Source organism: Formosa haliotis, from assembly GCF_001685485.1.
Taxonomy (GTDB): domain Bacteria; phylum Bacteroidota; class Bacteroidia; order Flavobacteriales; family Flavobacteriaceae; genus Formosa; species Formosa haliotis.
The window spans coordinates 143,747-167,325 of sequence record NZ_BDEL01000001.1; the positions used below are offsets into that span (position 1 = coordinate 143,747).

A 23,579-nucleotide genomic window follows, 5' to 3' on the forward strand; every position below is an offset into this window, starting at 1 on the left:
TAAAGTTTCTGTAAATAAATGCATTGGGTACTTGTTGTCCAATGCATTTATTTTTCTATAAATGAATTATTGAAAAGTTTGAGTTACACTTTTTAATTCTGAATAAAATGTTTCAATTACAAAAAATAGTGGTTTTACTTACCGTAAGTGTCTTTTCTTGTCAAGTTACAGCTCAAAGTAAATCTTCTAAAAAAAGTCAGCCCAATATCATCTATATTTTAGCAGACGATTTAGGAATTGGAGATTTAAGTATCTATAACGAAAATAGTAAAATTAACACTCCAAATTTAGATACTATGGGAGCAGAAGGTATGCGGTTTACCGATGCGCATACATCATCTTCGGTGTGTACACCAACGCGATATGGTATTTTAACAGGGCGTTATAATTGGCGAACACCACTAAAACAATTTGTAACTTGGGGAACATCACCTATGTTAATTCAAGACGATAGATTAACAGTTGCCGACTTATTACAACAACATGGTTATAAAACAGCTAATATTGGTAAGTGGCACCTCGGACTAAATTGGGCTACCAAAGATGGAGTTAAAGATTACGACCATTACACAGGAATACAAGATAAATACGATTTCAATCGTATCGATTATACTAAACCTTTAGACAAAGGGGCTTTAGATTTGGGATTTGATTATTCTTATTTACTAGCAGCTTCATTAAATATGCCACCTTTTGTATATATCGAGAATGATAAAGTGGTAAAAGTTCCAAATGGCATTTCAGTACAAAAAAGAGCAGAGCATCCCTATGCGTATTGGATAATAGGCGATATTTCCGAAGATTTTGTCCACGAGGAAGTATTGCCTGTATTTGTAAACAAGTCCATTTCATTTATAAAAGAAAATGCTGGAGGAGATCAACCGTTCTTTATTTATTTGCCGTTACCAGCACCACATAATCCTATTTTACCTATCGCACCTTGGAAAGGAAAAAGTAACATTAATCCTTATGCCGATTTTGTTTTAATGATAGACGATTTAATGGGAAACATTTTTAAAGCTATTAAAGACAGTGGCATAGAAGAAAATACCCTCGTTATCTTTACTAGTGATAACGGTTGTGCTTCTAATGCAAATTACCCAGTACTAGCAAAAAAAGGACATAACCCTAGCTATATCTACAGCGGAAACAAAGGTAGTTACTTAGAGGGTGGACATCGAGTGCCGTTTTTAGTGAAATGGCCTCAAAAAATTAAAGCGAATTCCGTGTCTAACGAAACGATTTGTTCCACCGATTTTATGGCCACCTGTGCCGAAATCGTGAATTACAAATTTAAAGATAATGAAGCAGAAGACAGTTTCAGTATGATGCCATTGTTAACTCAAAATGATGGTTATCAAAGAGAAGTCACCATTCATCATAGTAAAACGGGAATTTTTGCCATTAGAAAAGGTAATTGGAAATTAATTCAATCTCCAAATTCTGGAGTTTCAGCAAATGGAAAACCCGAAAAATTAAAAGAAGCGCTTCCCGAGGAAATCTTATTTAATTTAAAAACGGATATCAAGGAAAAAGAAAATGTAGCCGATCAATATCCTGAAAAAGTTCAAGAATTAAAACAATTACTTATTAAGCACATAAATGATGGAAGAAGCACCCCAGGGAATGTTCAGAACAATGATGAAATAGAGACACCTTGGGTACAAACCGCATTTATAACTCAAAAATAATTCAAATAGAACCTATGAAATTTTGCTTAAAAATAAGCTGTATAACTGTATTCTTATTGGTCTTTTTTTCATGCAAACAAGATGTTACCATTCAAGAATCGACATTTAGCCAATCACTGGTTCCTGGACAATTTATTCTTCCAGCAGAAGAAGGTTGGTGGAACTGGGGTATGTCGCCCATTTACGATGAAAAAGGAAAACTACATGTATTCATGTCTACCATTCCTAACCGTGGGCGTTGGATAAAAGATAGTAAAATTGTTCATTTTATGGCAGATACTGTTGAAGGACCTTATCAATTTGTCGATACCACGTTTTCAAGTCCATCAGCGACTTACCATAATCCACAAGTGTCTAAAGTGGGAGATACCTATGTCATGGTGTATTTGGTCAAGGATAGTGAAACCCCAAGAATAGAGCAACAAATAGGTTTGGCGACCACCAAATCTTTAGATGAACCTTGGGTGGAAAGTCCGCATAATCCCATTATAAAAGCAGCGGGAACCATGGATGGAGCGACAATTATTCACGCCTCAAACCCTACTTTTTTAGTTGATGAAGATGGGAAATATAGAATTTATTACAAGTCTGTTACAGACAAGTACAAACCCAATCAGATTAGAGAAATTTCATTGGCAATTAGCGATCATTTAGAAGGTCCTTATGAGAATTATAAAGAAAATCCATTAATATCCTATGCCGACATGGGCTTAGATATTGAAGACCCTTATGCCTTTTATTACAAAGGCATGTATTATTTAATTGTTGAAGACCGTATGGATGTTAAAAGCGCTTTAGAAGGCCATCCAAAAACACTTGATAAAAAACAGCTTGGCGGAAAGCGCCCCGGATTAATATACCAATCGAAAGATGGATTACATTGGGAAAGACCAGAAATAGGCTACAATACCAATACGCATTATTTTAATCATGAATTAGCAAGAAGCGAACGCCCTAATATTTTATGGAAAGACGGAAAGCCAGAATATTTGTTTTTGGCTTGTCATGATGAAGATCCAACAGCTGGGTATTTCTTGAAAATAGAAGATTGGGAATAGGTTTAACACTCTTATTAGAGATTTCAAATAGATATTAAAATGAAAAGTAGTTTGGTTTTATTATTCGGTGTGTTAGCATTCATTTCCTTTAATGGTAGGGCTCAAGAGCATGTTACACATCCTTACTGGGCGCCAAAAACATGGGAGCTTAGAGCAGATGATATTACAACTATTATGGGCTTTAGAGCAGAGTTAACTGGACATTTGAATTATTTAGAACGTCCTACACCCATGGTGGTTAACAATGCCTTTATTCGTGGTTTTCTTAGCAAGGAAGATGTAATGACTTGGGAAGTGGAAGCCCCTTACGAAGCCGAATATAGCATTGCCCTTTTGTATACAGGGAGCAATGATATCCTTTCGAAATCTACATTTGAAGTCACTTCAGGCACTTCAACAATCATAGAAAAAGCCAATGTTAAAAATTGGGATACCAGACCCATTGTACAGCGACACACCTTAAAACAAAATTTGCTACTTAAAAAAGGAATTAATACAATCAGTTTTCGTTTGGTGACTTTTGGAAAAGAAAAAACGAAAGAAGAAAATGCTGAAATTAAAGCTAATGCCAACATAAAACCCAATCCTTTTGCTTTTTGGTCTATAGAATTAGTACGACCAGAAGCCTTAGCAGCTATAAAAGAACGTGCGAACGCCATGAAGGCTGATGTACAATGGATGATCGATGGTAAATATGGACTGTTTGTGCACTTTTCTTCAGGCTCTGTACCATTTAATGGAGGGCCTGAATTGGGCGATCAATACCAAAAATTGGTTCAGGATTTTGATGTGGATGCTTTTGTTGAAAAAGTAGTAGAAACCGGAGCATCTTGGGTCACATTTACTTGTGCTCATGGTACACAACATTGGCCGGGGCCAAGTAAAACTATAGACAGTATTAAACCAGGATTTACTTGTAAGCGTGATTTAATTAGAGAGTTAATTGATGGCTTAGCAAAACATGATATTCGTTTAATGCTTTATTACAATCCTAACAGTGGGATGGAAGATTTATATGGGAATACTTATGGTAACGGCGAAACACCAAATCCATCAGGGTATTTTAATTTTTTAGAAGCGCATTTTCGTGAGGTGAGTCTTCGGTATGGACTAGAGTTAGCAACCACTGCGGGGTATATTGACGATGGTGGTTGGAAAGTTTATCAGCTAGACCCGCCTTGGGAAAAATTTGCAAATGCGATTAAAGCAGGTAACCCAAACGCACCCATAGGGTTTAGTCAAAATTTATTTCCAAACTTAACACCTTTTAGTGATTTGGTGGCATCCGACGGATCGGGAAGGGTTCCTGAAATTCAGCCAGCATTTTTGTTTAAAGAAGGCGGACAATTAGAGGGGCAATATCCTGCAAGTTGGTTTTATATGGACGGATGGTCTAGCCGTACCGGACATGGGAAGTTTACCCAAAAACCTAAATTTTCAGCAGAAAAATACATTCAAATTTTTAAAGATGCAGATGCTGCCAATATACCAATAACCATTAATCTAGCCATGACCCCCGATGTTACTAAAAATCACCCCTTTTTTAATCCGGAGTGTATTGAGATTATGAAACAGGTACGAAAGGCCGTAAAAGGGTATTAATATGAAAGAGGAGATCACCTATAAAAGGGTAAAGCTTATAGTTAAACAGATTTTAGTTCTTGTTTTTGTACTCGTTTCGATAGCTCCAAAAATAGCTTGGTCTCAAACGATAAATGAAGCAATGGAACCAACTTTTGAAAATTCGGATGTTATTAATTTACTTGAAGGGGAAACGCTTAACGCTTGGCAACCATCTTCAGAACATTGGTATATAGAAAACAAAACAATTATTGGAAACACAAAGCACAAGGTGCTAGATACGCCCGAATGGATGTATAGTAAGCAAAAATTTAGTGATTTTGAATTTACTTGTGAGTTGAAATTAACTGGAGATAATCGTCGAAATACCGGGGTGTATTTCCGAGTAAATCCTTTCATTTTTAAACAAAAAAAAGGCAAAAAATCTTATGAAGCAGCTGCGGGCTATGAGTATGATGTAGCGTTTCATAATCCAAAGAAAAAGAATATGCAAGGCACGCTAGGCGATTGGTATGCAAGGCCGAAGTTACGTGTGTTTCCAGATGAAAAGTTAATTAAGCAATTTTTTAAACCAGAAGATTGGAACCGCTTAACCATTCGTGCACGTAGTAATCGCATAGAATATTGGCTAAATGGCGTTAAAATTATAGACTATTTAGATGAAGATCCTAAGGCATTCCGGAACGGGTTTTTAGGGTTTCAGATTCATGATGGCACTGTGATGCAGGTCACTTATAGAAATATTTTAATACATCCGTTGGGTACAAAAGAGTAAGTAAAAACACAATTAAGAATATCAAGAATAAGTCAAACCATTTTTTTTGGTTTTCTGAAAAAAAAGATAATAATGAAAAATAAATCGATTTATTGGGCGCCTAAATTGTTGCTAATCCTATTTTTTAATGCAACTATTTTTGTGGGTGCTCAGGAGGGTGATAAGACTATAGCAACTACTGAAAAAACATTGCGCATTTGGTACAATGAGCCTGCTCCAAATAATGATACGGGCTGGATTAATGGTTCAATCCCTATGGGTAATGGCTACATGGGAATCAATGTGTTCGGCGGTACAACAACAGAGCGGATTCAGATTACCGAAAACAGCTTATACGATAGTGATGGCGATCGTGGTCTGCGTCGTAGAGGTCTTAATAATTTTGCTGAGGTCTATATCGATTTCAATCATAATCATGCTAAAAACTACAAGCGAGAGCTAAATTTAAATGAAGGCGTATCGTCAGTAGTCTATGAGCAAGATGGTGTAACCTACAAGAGAGCATATATTACCAGCTATCCAGATAAAGTCATGGCCATTCGTTTGTCGGCTTCAAAAAAAGGGAAATTGGCATTCACACTACGTCCTCAAATTCCTTTTTTAGGTGAAGGGAAATCGGGTTCGGTTTCGGCCAAGGGCGATGTAATAACCCTTTCTGGTATTATGAATCATTTCAAAATAAAATTTGAAGGCCAGTTTAAGGTGATTCCTGAAGGAGGAACAATGAAAACCACCGAAAATGGAGAAATTCAAGTTAAAGATGCCAATAATGCTTTAATTTTAATTGCCGTAGGCACCAATTATCAGCTCGATCCTAAAGTGTTTCTTACCGAAGATCCAGCAAAAAAGTTAGAAGGTTTTCCAGGTCCACATCAAAAAGTGACCAAGTACATCAATGAAGCTTCAAAAAAGTCTTTTGAAGTCTTGTTGGCAAATCATCAGGCAGACTATAAAACCATTTATAATCGTGTGGATTTTGATCTTGGTGCGGTGGAACCTGCGATGCCAACTAACAAACTGGTTGATGCTTACCCTTCAAAAGAAACTAGCTTGTACTTTGAAGAGCTTGCGTTTCAGTACGGACGTTATATGTTAATTTGTTCTTCTAGAAAAGGAACACTTCCTCCGCATTTACAAGGGATTTGGAATGTTTATCAGAGACCACCATGGTCGTCGCAATACCTTCATGATACGAATTTACAGATTGCTTATGCGCCTGTGTTTTCTACGAATTTATCCGAGCTTTTTGAGTCGTATGCCGATTATTTTAAAGCGTTCGAACCAAGGCAACGCAACTATGCAACCCAATATATTAAAGAGTTTAATAGCGCTCAACTAGACCCCGAAGGCGACAATGGTTGGTCTGGGCCTTTTTGGAGTAACCCTTACAATGTTCCCGGGAAATCGCCTGTGGCTGGTTTTGGAACAGGTTCTTGGATAGGACTTTTATTTTGGGATTATTACGATTACACACAAGATAAATCGTTTTTAGCCGAACAGGTGTACCCGATACTTTATGATCAAGCCAATTTTGTGTCTCGGTTTGTCACGGATGTTGATGGGGTTTTGTTAGCTAAACCGTCCTCTAGTCCAGAACAAAAATTACGTAATACGGTGGGTACAACTTTCGATCAGCAGATGTTTTTCGAAAATCATCACAACACGTTAAAGAGTGCCGAAATATTAGGTCGCTCCGATAAACGCTTAGCAATTTTTGAAAAGCAATTGCCTTTATTAGATCCGATTCAAATTGGGAAATCTGGGCAAATTCAAGAGTTTCGTCAGGAAGAATATTTTGATGATATCGGCGACCCAAACCACCGACATACTTCTATGTTGCTTGGATTATATCCGGGGCAACTGATAAACGATAAAACTCCAGCTTGGTTAGATGCTGCTAGAGTGAGTTTATTAAAACGTGATCATAAAACCAATATTGGTTGGGCGCGTGCCGAACGTATGGCCATGTGGGCACGTGTGCATGATGGGGAAGAAGCGTATGCGTATTACAAAGAATTGCTAAGTGAAAATTATTTACACAATTTATTTAACGACCATCGTGGCGATCCATTATTTCAGGCCGATGCGAATTATGGTGCCACAGCAGGAGTTGCCGAAATGCTTATGCAAAGCCAGGATTATGTGATTACGCCATTAACAGCTCTACCAAAAGCATGGTCTACGGGAAGTTATAAGGGTTTATTGGCTCGTGGTAATTTTGAAGTGTCTGCACAATGGTCAAATGGTCAAGCGGATAAATTTGAGGTTTTATCAAAGTCTGGTGGCACTCTAGAGTTGAGGTACCCTAACGTTGCTAAGGCTAGTATTAAAACGTCTAAAGGTCAAGTAGTCGCCTTCAAATCAATCGGTGAAGACCAAGTTAGTTTTCAAACACGAAAAGGGGAGACTTATGTGATTCATAACATACCAAGTTTTAGTCCTGTAGCGGCACCTTCAAATTTGAAATGTAATACTAAAGCGAATGCCATTACGCTGACTTGGAATGCGAGCGAAGATGCTAAAACTTACAAAGTGTACCGTGCCGTGGGCAATGCCGCAGATTACGAGTTGCTAGCTTCCGAAGTAACAGACAGGCATTTTACACATAAGGCTTCAAACCTGAAACAGATTAATCAAATAACCTTCAAAGTAACGGCTGTTGGCAAGGATGGTCGCGAAAGTGCTACCGGAACTACTAAAGTTTGGTTACAGCCTTAAATAAAATAATATTGATGAAAAGTATAAAAAATATAAGTACTGCATTTTTAGTGATGTTCTGTTTAGTGTTTAGCATCATCAGTTGCCAAAAACAAAGTGAAAAGCAAATTCCAACCTATCTGAAAGGCTATGAAGATGAGTATGCTAAAAACCCAAGAGCAGCTGCCTTAAAATGGTTTAGTGAGGCTAAATTCGGAATGTTTATCCATTACGGATTGTTTAGTTTAACTGAAGGATATTGGGGCAATATACATTCAAAACCTGCAGAATGGGTGCAATTACGTGCGTTAATTAGACCAGATGAATACGCAAAACTGGCTGATAAATTCACCGCAGAAAATTTTGATGCCGATTTTATTACCGATTTAGCGGTCGATGCCGGTATGAAATACATCAACATAACAACCCGTCATCACGACGGTTTCTGCCTTTTCGATACAGCTTTTACCGATTTTAAAAGCACAAATAGTGCGGCGAATCGGGACTTGGTTGCTGAGTTGGCTGAGCAATGCCAGAAAAAAGGCCTTGGGATATTTTTCTATTATTCACATGGACGCGATTGGAAACATCCGCATGCCCCAAATAGGGAAGATTGGGGTGGAAATCCACGTCCCGATTACAACCCACGTGAGGAATCTTATAAATATGGCGAAGCACATGACCTTCAACTTTATGTGGATTATATGAAAAATCAAATAACAGAACTGCTAACCAACTATGGTCCAGTAGCGGGCATTTGGTTAGACGGCAGAGCGGTTCCAAATTCTCGCCCAGATAAAGTTCATGAATTAAAAATTCAAGAATTATACGATCATATTCATGCCCTTCAACCGCAAGTTTTAGTGTCGTACAAACAAGGTGTGTTAGGCACCGAAGATTTTAAAGCACCCGAACGTCATTTTACAGGTGAATCGGATGTACCCTTAGAAATTTGCAATACCATGCAACCTTATGCTTGGGGCTACGATCGAGATAATGATGTTGGACATAAAACACCAGATGACGTCATGGACATGCTAGAACATACCAAAAAAATGAACGCTAATCTATTACTAAATATCGGGCCGTTACCAGACGGTACTGTTTTCCCCGATGATATTACAACATTACAAGAAGTTGGTAAACGAATTCGTAATTAAACTATCTAAGACCACAAACTAATGAATAAAGGAATCTCTCTTTTTATTGCTGCTTTCATAGCGCTTTTGGCGATACCACTTCATGCCCAGCAACGCCGTTCTAATCCTATTGTTAGTCATATGTTTACGGCAGATGCTTCGGCTCACGTTTGGGATGATGGCCGTTTATATGTATATCCATCAACCGATGTTGCTCCTGCAAAAGGCTATAGTACGATGGATGGGTATCATGTGTTTTCAACCGATGATATGATTACTTGGAAGGATCATGGTGAAATTTTACATTCTAAAGATGTGAGTTGGGGGATTGAAAAAGGTGGTTTCATGTGGGCACCTGATTGTGTTTTTAAAGACGGAAGGTATTACTTCTATTTTCCACATAAGAATAAAGAAAAAGTTTGGGAAATTGGAGTCGCCACAAGTAAAAACCCGGCATCTGGTTTTAAAGTTCAAGGTTTTGTAAAAGGAGGTAATGCATTTTGTGATCCCAATGTGTTTATTGATGATGATGGGCAAGCCTATTTATTTGCTGTTCGAGATGCTAAATGTTATGGAGCAAAGCTAAAGAATAATATGATTGAAGTTGAATCAGAAATGGTTCATCAAGAAGGTGTAGACGAACATCGCGAAGGCCCTTTCGTGTTTAAACGTAACGATTTGTATTATATGATTTATCCAAATCACCTCAAGCCACAAAACCAAATGTGCTACTCCATGAGTAAAAGTCCGTTAGGCCCATGGAAACCTCAAGGAGTGTTAATGGATCATACCGATGTGATTACCATGCATGGTTCTGTGGTTGAATTTAAAAATCAGTGGTATTTATTTTATCATAATGGGTCGCTTTCCGGAGCTATCGGTCCGCAGCGTTCCATTTGTTTCGATCCCGTATATTTTAATGAAGATGGCACCATGAAAATGGTGAACCAAACGCTTGGCGTAAAGGAACCTACTTTTCATAAGGAGGTGAATTTTAATGGAATGTTCGGCACTTTAACTATTGGAAGCTATAAAAAATCAGATTTAGAAAAGCATCACATTTTGCCAAATGCTATTTCTTCAATTCAAATTCCGGAAGGCTATTCAGTAGAATGTTTTGAGAAAGACAATTTTAAAGGCAAATCGTGGATGTTTAAAGAAGACCGTATCGATTTGAGTGCTTTAGGTTGTGATAATGTTATTTCTTCAATCAAAATTTCTAAAATAGAATCCGATAATTTGGTGAAAAACCCATCATTTGAACTCGCTACACAAAAAACGGTTAAGTATTGGAAAAGCAAAACTGTTGATTGTACAAATCAACTAGACGAAACTGCTACAGGCTACTATTCACTTCAATATAAAGGAAAAGGCACTCCAGCAGATATCATACAACAAGTAGATCTTGAGCCAAACACTAGTTACCAACTAAGTGTGATGCTTAAAGTAAAAGCAGGAACAAAAGGCAAGGTTATTTTCGATACCACAGGTACTCTTGATAGCCAGTGCAAGTTTGAATTAGGAGCTGATACCAAAGCCGATGACTGGCAAACGTTTAAAGGCACATTTAACAGTGGCGATCTTAAAAAGCTAAACTTACGTTGTACCACAACTGAAGATTTTGATGGGGTGGCGTATTGGGATAATGTGGTATTGGTAGAGAAAAATAAATAAGTCTATTTAATAAATCAATCAAATGAAATTTAAAAGTATTTTTAATTTTGTATTCGTTTTTATAACAATTTTAGGATGCCAAACACCACAGCAAGATATTGAATTGTATGTGGCTGTAGATGGAAGCGATACGGCCAATGGTAGTTTGTCATCACCCTTTGCTACGCTTACAAAAGCCGTTAATGCAGTACGCGAACAGCGTAAAAACGGAAATACTAATCCGGCTACTATTTACCTTCGTGAAGGGCGCCATCAACTTAACAAAACTTTAGTATTGGGTTTAGAAGATGGTACATCACCTTCAGAAAATTCACTTCCATTTGAAGACGTTGGAGCAGGAACATTACCGCCTGCGTATTTAACCTTCGCGGCATATCCTAATGAAACACCTGTAATAAGCTCAGGTATTCCAGTTGAAGGTTGGACGTTGTTAGAAACAGGAAATCCCGAAATTTCAGAACAGGCGAAAGGGAAAATATGGGTTGCCCAAATCCCTGAAGGTCTTGATACTTTTTATACACTATATGATGCTAATGGACGATTGAATCGCGCTAGAGCCACTGGTTTTGTGCCAACAAAATTAGGCGATAAAACCACGCTTTATTTTCCCGAGGGCAAATTGAAAAACTGGGATAACCTTGAAGATGTTGAAATAAACATCAGGCCAAGTCGTGCTTGGATGATTAATATGCTTCCGCTAGCCTCAGTTGATGAAGAACAAGGCATGGCAAAAACCAAAGTGTCGGCTACTTACGAGATGGGGAAACTAGCCCATTGGGTACACACAAAGGATGGAAATTCAGCATGGATAGAAAACACCTTGGAATCTTTAGACGAACCTGGCGAGTGGGTTATAAACAGTAAAACAAGACAGATTTATTTATGGCCAAGAACAGTGAACGCCAATGGTATTCCAAATGATATTCTTGCACCAACCACCAGTGAACTTATTCGTGTAGAAGGAAATATTGATTATGATGGTGCCATAGATCAACCCGTAAACGGAATTGCATTTACAGGAATTACCTTTTCCCATGCCGATCGTAGAGCTTGGACTTCAGAAAAAGACCGTTTAGGTTGGGGAATGCAACACGATTGGGACTTGTTTGATAGACCAACAGCGATGTTGCGATTCCGTGGTGCCGAAAACTGCCAAGTCAGCGATTGTAAATTTATAAATTCAGGAGGAACAGGCATTCGTTTCGACTTACATGCACAGCGTAATAAAGTTGAAGATTGCGAATTTGCTCACTTAGGGGAAGCAGGTATTTTATTAGCGGGTTATGGTCCAGGAACAAAAGATGTTAACCACCACAATACTATTGTAAATAATAATATTCATCATTTTAGTGAAATTACTTGGCATGCTCCAGGAATATGGGCCTGGCAAAGTGGCTATAATCATATCGTTAATAATTATTTACACCACAGTGGCTATGCTGCGATTTTAATTACGAATCGCGTAGAACCAGATAGAAAATTGAATGGTGAAGGCGGAAGAACCATACGCCATAACGAAATTTCTAAGGAGGTTATAGCGCATACCAAGGAAGATTACGAGAGTTGGAAGGATAGAGAGCAATACAACCATTCCCGACATAATATTGTAGAGTATAATGAAGTCACAAATGCAGTCGAATTATTATCAGATGGTAACTGTATTTACGTATCTGGTGCTGGAACAGGAAATATTGTACGCTATAATTATCTGCACGATAATTTAGAGCCTTCTATGCCTGCCCCAATTCGTTGTGATGATGATCAGCATGAAACACTTATTTACGGGAACGTCCTTTATAATAATTTCGGGTTTAGTGCCGGAATTGCTTCAAAAGGGGTTAACGACATCATTAATAATGTTATCGTAGCTCCAAAGGTGGTTCCAAAGTCGGGGTATTTAAGTTATGAATGGGTTCCGGTTGCGGGATCTAAAGTGTATCATAATATCATTGTTTCCCATCCCGATGGTGGTGTTGCTAATAACGAAAGGCCTCGAAAAGATCAAACCACCAATCTGCCTAATTTGGATGATGTGGATATAGATTCAAATCTGTATTTCAATCCGTCAAATCCACATTGGATGGATGCTCATTTTTCAAGAATGCGAGCCATAGGTAAGGAAACTTCAAGTCTTTTTGCCGATCCCATGTTCATTGATGTCGAAGCTGAAAACTTTGGTTTTAAAACGGGAAGCCCTGCTTTGAAATTAGGAATTGAAGCCTTAGATGTTTCAAAAATGGGATTGAAAAATTAGAATAATCAAAATGTGTCAACCTTCAAGAAGAACGTAATATGAAACAAATAAGCATTATAGGTCTTTTGATATCATTTTTATCAGTTCCATTATTTTTTTCTGGCTTTGTAAAAGGTGAAAATCACGAGTCCAATTTAGAAGAAAAAAGGAGACCAAATGTTATTCTTATAATAACAGATGACCAAGGTTATGGCGATTTAGCCTGTCATGGGAATTCGATTATAAAAACACCAAATTTAGATAAACTGCATAGTGAGGCCGTTCGTTTTACCAACTTTCACGTTAGTCCATTTTGCACACCTACCCGAGCGGCATTAATGACGGGTAGATACCCAGGAAGAACAGGTGCTTACCGCACCAGTAGCGGACGTACCTTACTTCATACAGATGAAAAAACCATGGCAAATGTATTTTCAGATCATGGATATGTAACTGGAATGGTTGGCAAATGGCATCTTGGGGATAACGCACCTCACCGTCCGCAAGACCGAGGTTTTCAGCAAGTTACTTGGCACAGATGCGGTGGTGTTGGACAAGCATCAGACTATTGGGGTAACGATTATTTTGATGACGTTTACGAGAAAAATGGGAGCTTTAAACAATTTGAAGGCTATTGTACAGATGTCTGGTTTAATGAATCACTAGATTTTATTGAAGCTCACAAGGAAAAACCTTTTTTCCTTTATTTGGCAACTAATGCGCCACATGGACCATACAGAGTTGGAGAGGAATGGAGTTCTCCTTATAAAGAGAAGGTTAATTGGAAGTTTGGTGCTGAATTTTAGGGAATGATTACCAATTTTGATCATAATCTTGGAGTTCTAAGAGCCAAGCTTGAAGAACTTGGTTTATCCGATAACACAATTTTGATTTATATGAGCGACAATGGTACTGCAAAAGGCAGTGCTTTCAAAGGGTTAAATTCTGTGCCTTCAGAAGGGTTTAATGCAGGGATGCGAGGAAAAAAATCTTCCGTATACGAAGGAGGCCATCGCGTGCCATTTTTTATGTATTGGCCAGATGGAAAACTTAAAGGAGGAAGAGACATCAACGCGTTAACAGCACATATCGATATGCTACCAACATTGGCAGATTTATGTGGTATCTCCATGTCTAATGAACACAAATTAGACGGCATATCTTTTAAACCCATATTGAAAAATGAAAACAATCCTGAAAAAAGAGCGCATTTGATTGTTCAATTACAAGGAGGACCAAATTTTGAAGGGGAGCCAAAGGCTTGGGATTACACTTGTATATTAAAAGATGATTGGCGTCTAATTAATGGGAAAGAACTTTACAATATTCAGAATGACTTAAGTCAGAGTCATGATATAGCAGAAACGAATCCGTCTATAGTGAAAGAATTAAAAGCACTTTACCCACCATTTTGGGAGTCTATGTCACCACGAATGACACCTGTTTACATCGACCTTGGGAATCCAGTAGAAAACCCAACGACCCTATGTTCTCAGGATTGGTATTTATCAAAAGGGAATCCGCCTTGGAATTTTGGCACCATTTCCAAATTACCAAAAGAGACCGGCCCTTGGAAAGTCGATGTGAAACAGGCAGGGAATTATCGCATAACGCTTAGACAGTTTCCTAAGGAAGCCAATAAACCTATTAAAGCTATAAAAGCTAGGGTTTTAATTGCTGGGATAGAAGCAGAATCAACTATAAAAGAGAATAGTTCAGGCGTTGTTTTTGAGCTGAATTTACCTAAAGGAAAAACAGAGCTTTTAACCTATTTAACAACAGAGGATGGAGAAATAGGAGGCGCGTACTTTACAGATGTTGAAGCTTTAGATTTATAATGCCATGAATTTCACTGCTCTTATAGCCACTTTTTAAGATAATAAATATGAAAAATAAAAACAGATTACTAACATTTCAAAAGGAATAAAAGATGAATGAATCACCATTAAAATATATGAAACCATACGTATTCTTGTTATTCTATTTTCTTTTTGGAATGTTACAATTTTCAGTTTACGCCTTGGATATTTATGTTAGTCCAAAAGGTTCCGATTCTAATTTAGGAACCAAAAACAAACCTTTAGCAACATTTCTCGCAGCACAACACAAAGCCCGAGCTTATGCAGGCAAGGAAACAGTAACCATTTATTTTGCCGATGGTGTGTATTATTTGCCAGAAACGATTGTGTTTACAGCAAAAGATTCTGGTTCTAAAAAGCACCCTATACATTATCGAGCTCAAAATGAAGGAACTGCTGTATTAAGTGGTGGTTTAAAATTAGAGCTTCAATGGCAATTGTATAAAGACGGCATTTATAAAGCAAAAACACCAAAAGGGATTCACATCGATCAGGTTTTTGTTGATGGATTAAATCAACGTATGGCACGTTATCCCAATTATGATGCGAGTAAAAAAACAGATGCGTACCAAGGGTATGCTGCCGATGCGTTTTCTAAAGAACGTGCTGTAGGTTGGGCAAATCCTAAAGGCGGATATATTCATGCCATGCATTCTAAACGTTGGGGCGGTTATAATTATGTTATTACAGGAAAAAACGCCGAAGGAGAAGTGACTTATGAAGGCGGTTGGCAAAACAATCGTCAGATGGGAATGCATGAGGAATACCGAATGGTTGAAAATATTTTTGAAGAATTAGACGATGCAGGCGAATGGTTTCATGATGAAAGTACCCAAACCTTATATTTTAAACCTGGGGCGAAAATAGATTTAAATCAGGCCAAAGTTGAGATTGTACGTTTAAAACAACTAATAGATTTTCAAGGAAGTATAGAACAGCCAATAAAACATATTAGCTTACAGGGTTTTGTGTTTAAGCATGCTGCAAGAACATTTATGGAAACCAAAGAACCTATGCTGCGTTCCGATTGGGCTATTTTTAGAGGAGGCGCGGTGATGTTAACGGGAACAGAAGCTATTCAAATTTTAGATTGTGAATTCGACCAACTTGGTGGCAATGCCATTTTTGTAAACAACTACAATCGAAATACCTTAATTAAAGGGAATTATATCCATCATACAGGAGCGAGTGGTGTTTGTTTTGTAGGAGATCCTAATGCTTTACGAGATCCTTTATTTGAATATGGAGAGAAAAATGAAGTTTCAAAAATTGATAAAACACCTGGACCTAAAACTGAAAATCACCCTGCTCTGGGAGTTGTTACCGATTGTTTAATTCATAATGTAGGAACGGTCGAGCGTCAGCCAGCAGGTGTACAGATTGAAATGGCTATGGAAATTACGGTTAGCGATTGTTCTATTTACGATTGTGCACGTTCAGGAATTAATATTGGCGATGGTGCTTTTGGTGGTCATATTATCGAACGATGCGATGTATTTAATACCGTTTTAGAAACCCACGATCACGGATCTTTTAACTCTTGGGGACGCGATCGTTATTGGAGACTTAAAGGTTTCGATTTTAAAAAATACCCTGAATTACCCTTTGCAGATGCCATGAAAACTACCATTATAAGAAACAGCCGCTGGCGTTGTGATCATGGTTGGGATATCGATTTAGACGATGGTTCTACAAACTATGATATTTATAATAATTTGATGTTAGCTGGAGGTTTAAAATTACGCGAAGGCTATAGAAGACGTGCTTGGAATAATATTACCGTAAACAATACTTTTCATCCGCATGTGTGGTATGAAAACAGTGGCGATGAAGTGTTTTCTAATATTTTCATGTTTGTTTATCAGGGCGTGAATGTTCCGAAGGAAAATAAATCAGGAAAGCGTGTCGATAGCAATTTATTATTTGATGCTAAGCTAACACAAGAATTTGGTTGGGATGAAAACTCGATCGTTGCCGACCCCCAATTTATTGATCCAGCAAACGGCGATTTTAGAGTAAAAGCAGGCTCTCCGGCTTTCAAAATAGGATTTAAAAATTTCCCAATGGATCAATTTGGTGTAAAAAAGCCTGCGCTTAAGGCCATAGCCAAAACACCTGAAATTCCTGAGTTAGGTATTTCAGAAGCACTTAAAAAGAGCGATCGTACCAAAAGAAAAACGAAAGTGATTCGATGGGAAGGGGCTGTAATTAGTCGTTTGTCGGGTCAGGATTTTTCGGCTTATGGCGTGTCTAAATCAGATGGCGGAATAGCCTTAATAAAAGTGCCTCAAGACAGCGAGGTTGCTAAAATGGGATTTTTAGAAGGGGATTTAATTTTAGAAGTAAACGGACAAAAAGTCGCTCGGGAAGGGGTGTTTTTAGATTTAATGAACGCTAGTAAATCAGCTTCTGCAACTTTTAAAGTGGTTCGCGAACAGCAAGAAATAGACATTAAAACCGTATTAAAATGATAAATTATATGGGGTTAAAAATCAGCAGCAGTAAAATATATCTGAAACCACAGAGCTTTTTAATACTCCTATTGTTTTTTATGTTCGCTGGGGCAGAGTTATGTGCGCAAAGCTTTAATAAACAAACCGATTTGTTATTGGCAAATTTCGATCTTAAACCAGACGAAGACGATGTAATGGCAGCGGCGGCTTTAGCCTGCATACTAAAACATCCCGATTTTAATAACGTAAATTATTATGCTGTGGCCGGAGCTTATGGCGATCAAAAACATCTTTTTATTACAGCAGGCGTTCCTGGTTATTATAATTTACTGTTTGGTGCAGAAAATACACATTGGACCAACGCTCATGAGCATTGGGATGCATCTGTAACACGCGTTAAAAATAAGCTGTTGCCTGTTTTGAATTCTGGAGGCAAGGTGTTTGTTCAAGAGGCGGGGCAATCCAACTTTACTTACGATGTTTTACAGGCTGCTTTAGCTGAAGGTATAGACGCTGCACTTTTAAAGCAGCAAGTTGTCATCGTACAGCACAGTCGTTACAATGAAAACAATACAACCCCATCGGAATTAACCTGGCTAAAAGCACATACGCAGTATAAAAAAATAGACGATGGAAATACCGACGATAATAAAACGCCTGATTACCGAACTAAAGATGTAAAATGGTTGGCGCTTGCTAAATCAGAAAATAACCCTAATGCAGTCGCACGAAATATTTGGACGGAAGCGGATAAAGTTTGTGATGCCTGGGAGGGCGAATGGACTAACAAATGGATCGCAGCAGGAGGTATCGATTTTTCCGATTGTGTAGAAAATTGGTTCAATTTCAATCTAGGAAGCGAGGCGAATAACATCGCATCCTTTTGGGAGAAATTTGTTGTAAATCAGAAGTAATAGTATGCTAAAAATATAATTTAGAATGAAAAATAAAATAGTTTTAATCGTATTAGTTTGTACTGTAATGGCACAACTTAACGCCCAAAACCGAAGGTCAAACCCTATAGTTAGTCATATGTTTACTGCCGATCCTTCGGCACATGTTTGGGACGATGGCAGGTTATACGTGTACCCTTCAACCGATGTTGCACCACCAAAAGGCTATAAAACCATGGATGGCTATCATGTGTTTTCTACCGATGATATGGTAACATGGAAAGATCATGGCGAGATTTTACATTCCAGACAAGTGGAATGGGGCCGTAAAGAAGGTGGTTTTATGTGGGCTCCCGATTGTGCTTATAAAAACGGAACTTATTATTTCTATTTTCCGCATCCTAGCGGTACAGATTTTAAAAAAAACTTGGAAAATAGGAATAGCAACTAGCGTTAAACCAACTTCCGGTTTTAAAGTCCAAGGGTACATCAATGGCTTGGAATCTTTAATAGATCCTTGTGTTTTTATTGACGACGACGGCCAAGCTTATTTGTATCATGGAGGTCCAGACATAGCTCATGCTTATAAATTGAAAGAAAATATGATGGAAATTGAAGGCGAACGTCATATAATTAAAGGTTTAGATGGTTTTCGTGAAGGTCTGTTTGTCTTTAAACGCAACAATCTTTACTATGCCATCTATCCGGACGATTTTCCAAAATATAACAAAATGCGATATGCCATTAGCGAAAATCCATTTGGTCCTTTCGAGTGTAAAGGTGTTTTTCTGGGTAGTACAGATGTTATAACCATGCATGGATCGGTAGTAAAATTTAAAGAGCAATGGTATGTTTTTTATCACAATGGGAATTTGTCTGGAGGCATTGCTACCAACCGATCTATTTGTTTTGATCCCATAACTTTTAATGAAGACGGCACTATAAACATGGTCACTCAAACGCTTGGAGTAGATCTGCCAACCTTTCATAAAGATGTTCATTTTAATGGCATGATGGGAGCGCTTGGTTTAGGGCATTATACCAAATCCGATTTGAAAAAATTAGGAATTTCTGCTAATGAAATTTCATCTATTGAAATACCAAAAGGTTATGTTGTAGAAGGTTTTGAAGCCGACAATTTTAAGGGTAAATCCTGGCTGTTTGAAGAAAATAGAATTGATTTAAATGACATAGGCTGTAACGATAAAATAGCTTCCATAAAAATTTCAAAATTGAATATTGAAAATTTAGTAAAAAATGGGTCTTTCGAATTGGCTACCCAAGGTCAAATAAAATTCTGGTTTAATAAAAATCCAGAACCATTTGCTCACCATAAAAATGATGCAGCAAAAGGATATTTTTCAATGCAATACCAAGGCAGCGGAAAACCAAAAGCCATAACTCAAAAAGTAGCATTGAAACCACATACCGAATATGAGTTAAGTGCACAGCTAAAAGTGGAATCAGGAACTAAAGGGAAAGTTGTTTTTGACACCAATGGGAGTTTTGATGACCGTTGTAAGTTTGAGTTAGAAGCAGCCCACGCATCAGATAAATGGGTAACCTACAAGGGCACATTTAATAGCGGATCTAAAACTGAGGTTGAATTGCGTTGTTTGACTTCCAATGATTTTAAAGGAACGGGGTATTGGGATCATGTGATTTTAAAAGTGAAATAATCAGCTTGCTATGAAGACACAGTTGCAAAAGTTTTGCAAATAAATCAACAACAATAAAAAGCTTCATATAAAGAAGTCATACACGTAATTATGAAAGTAAAAAACATTATAAAAATAGGGTTATTGTTTGTCCTTATGTTGTCAAACTTAATTACCCATGCACAAGTTATTTCAAAAGAAAATAAAACGATTTCCTTTGTAAATAGCGAAGGCGGTCGTTTTGAATCAAAAGATTTTTATCCCCCATTTAGTTGGGATACCACGCCGCTGTATTTCATGTTTGGAGATAAAGCACGAGTATTGCTTCCGGAAGAACGTAACTTTATTGCAGCACGTACCAACTTTATTTGCATAGAAAAATCGCATGGTTACGATACTTTAGGAGCTGCAGAATTAGGGGCAAAATACGAAGTTTCGGCATTTAAAGCCATAAAGCCAGATTTGAAAGTCTTGTTTTATTTTAATGCGGCTTTGGCTTGGCCTTACACGTCGTACAGTAAAGATTTTACAACCGATCGTATCGATGCTAATCCGCAATTGAAATCCTTTTTAATAGAGAATCCTAAAACGGGACAATTAGCACAAAAACACACGGCTTTTCTTTTTAATGTGTTAAATCCCGATTTTCGTAAGTGGTGGGTAAATACTGTTGTGAAAGGTGTAAAAGAATCTGGTAGCGATGGCGTTTTTATAGATCAAATGCATGGAAATGTCAATTTGATGAAAGACAAAAAAGAGGCTATTGAAATTGCTATGGGTGAAATGATGTCGAATCTTAAAAAGCAGTTAGGTCCCGACAAAATTCTATTAGCTAACAATGCAAATAGCCCTAATGCTAAATATATTTACCCTGTGAGCGATGCTCTTATGTTCGAAAATTATAGCGCAGTGCATTACAATAAGGAAAATTTACTTTCCGACTGGGAGGATATGCTTAAAAATGCTCAGGCTGGTAAAGTTTCTGTTTTTCGGCTTGGCGTAGAAGGGCACGACCGCGGATTTCTTAGAAGTATAAGCAAGGAAGAAAAGTACGAAGTCATGCCTAAAATTTCTCAAGAAAAATTAGAGTATGCTTTGGCCTGTTATTTAATAGGGGCGCAGCCATATTCTTATTTTATGTATAGCTGGGGCTGGGCTTTGGCAGATGGATCTTTAGTAGATTATCCAGAGTTACAAAAACCTTTAGGAGCACCAAAAGGTGCTTACAAAAGAATAACACCAACGGGTTGGGAGTTCACTCGTGAGTTTGAACGCCAAAGTTTGGATAAATACTGAAAGTAGAAAAGCAAAAATTACGTGGAATTAAAATTATTTAACTTATAAAAAATGAAAAAACACTTCACCCTAGCTTTAACATGGCTCATGGCATGTTTCATAATATGCTCTTGTAGTTCGGCTCAAACAGAGTCCGATAATAGAGCAGACTTTTATGTGTCCACCAAAGGTTCCGATAAATGGTCGGGAACATTAGCAGCACCTAATGCGAACCGAACCGATGGCCCTTTTGTAACTTTAGAACGTGCTAGAAATGCTGTTAGAACCTTAAAAAAGAAGCAGGCCAAAGATATTTTGGTGCTTATTAGAGACGGTGTTTATCAACTAAACAAAACCGTTGTGTTTGGTTTAGAAGATTCTGGAGAAAATAATAAAATAACCTATGCTGCTTATCCGGGGGAAACGCCTGTATTTAGTTCTGGGGTTGAAATTAAGGATTGGAAAAAAGTAACCACTCAAGTTCCTGGTTTGCCCAAGGAGGCAGAAGGTCACGTGTTTGAAGCCGATGTTTCGGATAAATTTTTAACACTTTTTGATGATGAAGGCATGCTGCCCCGGGCACAATCTAAAGAATATAAGCCTTTAAATACAAGTACTAGAACAGAACTTCATTTTTCGAAAGGAGAATTGAAAAATTGGGATAATGTTGAAGATGTTGAAATTTTGGTACGTCCAACACGTGATTGGATTGTAAACATGTTACCTCTTGCTTCTGTAAATGAGGAAAAGGGCATTGCTACAACTTCGATTGAAGCCACTTATGCTATGCAAAGAAAAGGGTATTGGGTAGAAAACGTATTGGAAGCACTTGATAAACCTGGAGAATGGGTTCTTAATACCAAGGAGGGTAAAGTGTATCTGTGGCCTAGAAATAAATCGGCTGTTTTTGCACCTAAACTTTTAGAATTAATTCGTGTAGAAGGTAGCATTGATTTTGATGGACCTAAAGACACGCCAGTACGTAACCTTCATTTTCGTGGGCTAACCTTTAAACATGCCGAACGTTATACTTTAACTAAACACGATGCAGGTTTGCAACACGATTGGGATATGTTAGATAAGAACAATGCCATGGTACGTTTTCGTGGTACAGAAAATTGTTCGATTGACAAAAGCCATTTTTTATACGGAGGCAGCGGTGCCATTCGTGTGGATTTACACGGTATAAATAATAGAATGTCCAACAACCATATTGAGCATATGGGCGGTGGCGGAATTCTGCTTTGTGGGTATGGCCCAGGAACCAAAGACGTCAATAAAAAGAATACGGTTTATAATAATAACATCCATCATGTTGGTGAAATTTATTGGCAATCACCAGGGATTTTCCTTTGGAATAGCGGCGAAAATCGGGTAGCCAATAACCTAATTCACGACACCAATTATTGTGGGTTAATTGTTTCTGGTTGTGTGATTCGTTTTTTCAAACATTCTAAAATTCGTGAGCAATATCGCGCGATTAGATGGCATGAAATTGGCGATTTACCAAAAGAATTAACTCCCGATATAGTGCGCCCTTATTGGCATAGTAGAAATAATGTTATTGAATATAACGAAATTCATAACGTCATGAACAAGCTAGGCGATGGAAATGGCATCTATATCCGTGCTTCTGGCCCAGGGAATATTATTAGAAGAAATTATATTCACGATTTGGTGACAGAAACAGGGAAACAAAGTGGTATTCGCACCGATGGCGGACAAATGGACGCTTTAATTGCCGAAAACGTCATCTATAAATGTACCTCACAAGGCATGATTTTAAAATTGAATAACCGTTTTGAAAACAATATTATCGCCGATATTTTTGAGCCTCGAGAAGTGTTTTTAAAAATTGTTGAAGGCCCGATGGAAGGCGCCAGTAATAAGCGTAATATTTTCTATTCTTTATCTAAAGCAAGTACTTTCATTTCTCAACCGCCACCAGGAAAGGGTTTATTTGGTGAAGATAGCCGCGGAAGAGTTCCTGCAACCATAAAAGATGTAGATTCAGATTATAACATTTACTTTAATAAAGCAGACAATAGTATTGCTGAAAAAACTTTGAAAAGTCTGCAAACAGAAGATCATTCAGATGCAAATAGTTTAGCCACCGATCCATTGTTTGTAGATATTGAACATGGCGATTTTAGGTTTCAACCCAATTCTCCGGCCTTAAAACTTGGTATTGTTCCTATTGATGTTTCCGAAATAGGGTTGCGTCCAGTGGAATAATAGGAGTCCACTAATTATCATACAATAAAATATTTTTAATACATAACACTCAAATTTGGTTTTTTCATTTTGGGTGTTTTTTTGTTTTTGCAGGGGTAATATTTATTGTTTAATAACACGGATTATGGCTTGAAACCGGAAGTAGAGTCATAGTGGTAGTTAATATAAAAACGTATGTTTTATTCAAATTTATATGCTGCATTATGCACTGAATTCATCTCCAAGTTTTAAAATATGGAATAGATTTTTTAGAGGAGTTTTGTTATTTAATTTTGATCAAATTAAGCATTGGTTTATACTTTTAGTGTATTGAAAATGAATCAGTTTTACTTCGTTTTTTGTGTAAATCTTATGTTAA

General features: G+C 37.6%; 14 protein-coding genes and 1 pseudogene. All 15 read left to right on the forward strand.

The annotated features are described in order from the left end of the window. The first annotated feature begins 107 nt into the window (after nucleotides 1-107). The 15 genes and pseudogenes from A9D35_RS00620 (at nucleotide 108) to A9D35_RS00690 (ending at nucleotide 23,221) form a co-directional block, all read left to right on the forward strand. Complete coding sequence (locus A9D35_RS00620; RefSeq protein WP_066217761.1) at nucleotides 108-1,691, forward strand: sulfatase family protein; 1,584 nt, start codon at nucleotides 108-110, stop codon at nucleotides 1,689-1,691. Nucleotides 1,692-1,705: 14 nt separating this feature from the next. Beyond that, nucleotides 1,706-2,749: a glycoside hydrolase family protein gene (locus tag A9D35_RS00625; RefSeq protein WP_141675449.1), complete on the forward strand. Its 1,044-nt coding sequence runs from the start codon at nucleotides 1,706-1,708 to the stop codon at nucleotides 2,747-2,749. A 39-nt stretch (nucleotides 2,750-2,788) separates the two neighbouring features. Then, entirely contained in the window at nucleotides 2,789-4,351 is a 1,563-nt protein-coding gene (locus A9D35_RS00630; protein ID WP_066217765.1) for an alpha-L-fucosidase, read from the forward strand. Between the two features lies 1 nt (nucleotide 4,352). Continuing rightward, entirely contained in the window at nucleotides 4,353-5,105 is a 753-nt protein-coding gene (locus tag A9D35_RS00635; RefSeq protein ID WP_066217766.1) for a 3-keto-disaccharide hydrolase, read from the forward strand. 72 nt (nucleotides 5,106-5,177) lie between these two features. After that, a complete protein-coding gene (locus tag A9D35_RS00640) occupies nucleotides 5,178-7,823 on the forward strand; it encodes a glycoside hydrolase family 95 protein (RefSeq protein WP_083191570.1) in 2,646 nt (881 codons plus the stop codon). Nucleotides 7,824-7,837: 14 nt separating this feature from the next. Continuing rightward, nucleotides 7,838-8,962, forward strand: coding sequence for an alpha-L-fucosidase (locus tag A9D35_RS00645; RefSeq protein WP_083191571.1), 1,125 nt, complete (start codon nucleotides 7,838-7,840; stop codon nucleotides 8,960-8,962). 21 nt (nucleotides 8,963-8,983) lie between these two features. Beyond that, a complete protein-coding gene (locus tag A9D35_RS18630) occupies nucleotides 8,984-10,615 on the forward strand; it encodes a family 43 glycosylhydrolase (protein WP_066217769.1) in 1,632 nt (543 codons plus the stop codon). A gap of 22 nt (nucleotides 10,616-10,637) precedes the next feature. Further along, nucleotides 10,638-12,869 (forward strand): right-handed parallel beta-helix repeat-containing protein, encoded by a 2,232-nt coding sequence (locus A9D35_RS00655; protein ID WP_066217771.1) that lies wholly within the window; start codon nucleotides 10,638-10,640, stop codon nucleotides 12,867-12,869. A 38-nt stretch (nucleotides 12,870-12,907) separates the two neighbouring features. Next, nucleotides 12,908-14,686 (forward strand): annotated as a pseudogene (locus A9D35_RS19020) (arylsulfatase). A 92-nt stretch (nucleotides 14,687-14,778) separates the two neighbouring features. Beyond that, entirely contained in the window at nucleotides 14,779-17,178 is a 2,400-nt protein-coding gene (locus A9D35_RS00665; RefSeq protein WP_218017712.1) for a right-handed parallel beta-helix repeat-containing protein, read from the forward strand. Between the two features lie 8 nt (nucleotides 17,179-17,186). Next, on the forward strand, nucleotides 17,187-18,074 hold the full coding sequence (locus tag A9D35_RS00670; RefSeq protein ID WP_218017713.1) for a hypothetical protein: 888 nt from the start codon (nucleotides 17,187-17,189) through the stop codon (nucleotides 18,072-18,074). Between the two features lie 25 nt (nucleotides 18,075-18,099). Then, a complete protein-coding gene (locus A9D35_RS19355) occupies nucleotides 18,100-18,504 on the forward strand; it encodes a family 43 glycosylhydrolase (RefSeq protein ID WP_066217775.1) in 405 nt (134 codons plus the stop codon). Next, nucleotides 18,413-19,732, forward strand: a complete 1,320-nt coding sequence (locus A9D35_RS19360; protein ID WP_218017714.1) for a family 43 glycosylhydrolase — start codon at nucleotides 18,413-18,415, stop codon at nucleotides 19,730-19,732. The genes A9D35_RS19355 and A9D35_RS19360 overlap by 92 nt, the downstream gene beginning before the upstream one ends. A 90-nt stretch (nucleotides 19,733-19,822) precedes the next feature. Beyond that, a complete protein-coding gene (locus A9D35_RS00685) occupies nucleotides 19,823-21,007 on the forward strand; it encodes a putative glycoside hydrolase (protein ID WP_218017715.1) in 1,185 nt (394 codons plus the stop codon). A 51-nt stretch (nucleotides 21,008-21,058) separates the two neighbouring features. Next, on the forward strand, nucleotides 21,059-23,221 hold the full coding sequence (locus A9D35_RS00690; RefSeq protein ID WP_083191572.1) for a right-handed parallel beta-helix repeat-containing protein: 2,163 nt from the start codon (nucleotides 21,059-21,061) through the stop codon (nucleotides 23,219-23,221). Nucleotides 23,222-23,579: the final 358 nt, after the last annotated feature.

Coding starts and splice junctions, on each gene's coding strand:
- A9D35_RS00670 (WP_218017713.1), top strand. CDS start 17,187: ATGGGGTTAAAAATCAGCAGCAGTAAAATATATCTGAAACCACAGAGC.
- A9D35_RS00665 (WP_218017712.1), top strand. CDS start 14,779: ATGAATGAATCACCATTAAAATATATGAAACCATACGTATTCTTGTTA.
- A9D35_RS00630 (WP_066217765.1), top strand. CDS start 2,789: ATGAAAAGTAGTTTGGTTTTATTATTCGGTGTGTTAGCATTCATTTCC.
- A9D35_RS00635 (WP_066217766.1), top strand. CDS start 4,353: ATGAAAGAGGAGATCACCTATAAAAGGGTAAAGCTTATAGTTAAACAG.
- A9D35_RS00640 (WP_083191570.1), top strand. CDS start 5,178: ATGAAAAATAAATCGATTTATTGGGCGCCTAAATTGTTGCTAATCCTA.
- A9D35_RS00685 (WP_218017715.1), top strand. CDS start 19,823: ATGAAAGTAAAAAACATTATAAAAATAGGGTTATTGTTTGTCCTTATG.
- A9D35_RS00620 (WP_066217761.1), top strand. CDS start 108: ATGTTTCAATTACAAAAAATAGTGGTTTTACTTACCGTAAGTGTCTTT.
- A9D35_RS00645 (WP_083191571.1), top strand. CDS start 7,838: ATGAAAAGTATAAAAAATATAAGTACTGCATTTTTAGTGATGTTCTGT.
- A9D35_RS00690 (WP_083191572.1), top strand. CDS start 21,059: ATGAAAAAACACTTCACCCTAGCTTTAACATGGCTCATGGCATGTTTC.
- A9D35_RS18630 (WP_066217769.1), top strand. CDS start 8,984: ATGAATAAAGGAATCTCTCTTTTTATTGCTGCTTTCATAGCGCTTTTG.
- A9D35_RS00625 (WP_141675449.1), top strand. CDS start 1,706: ATGAAATTTTGCTTAAAAATAAGCTGTATAACTGTATTCTTATTGGTC.
- A9D35_RS00655 (WP_066217771.1), top strand. CDS start 10,638: ATGAAATTTAAAAGTATTTTTAATTTTGTATTCGTTTTTATAACAATT.
- A9D35_RS19355 (WP_066217775.1), top strand. CDS start 18,100: ATGAAAAATAAAATAGTTTTAATCGTATTAGTTTGTACTGTAATGGCA.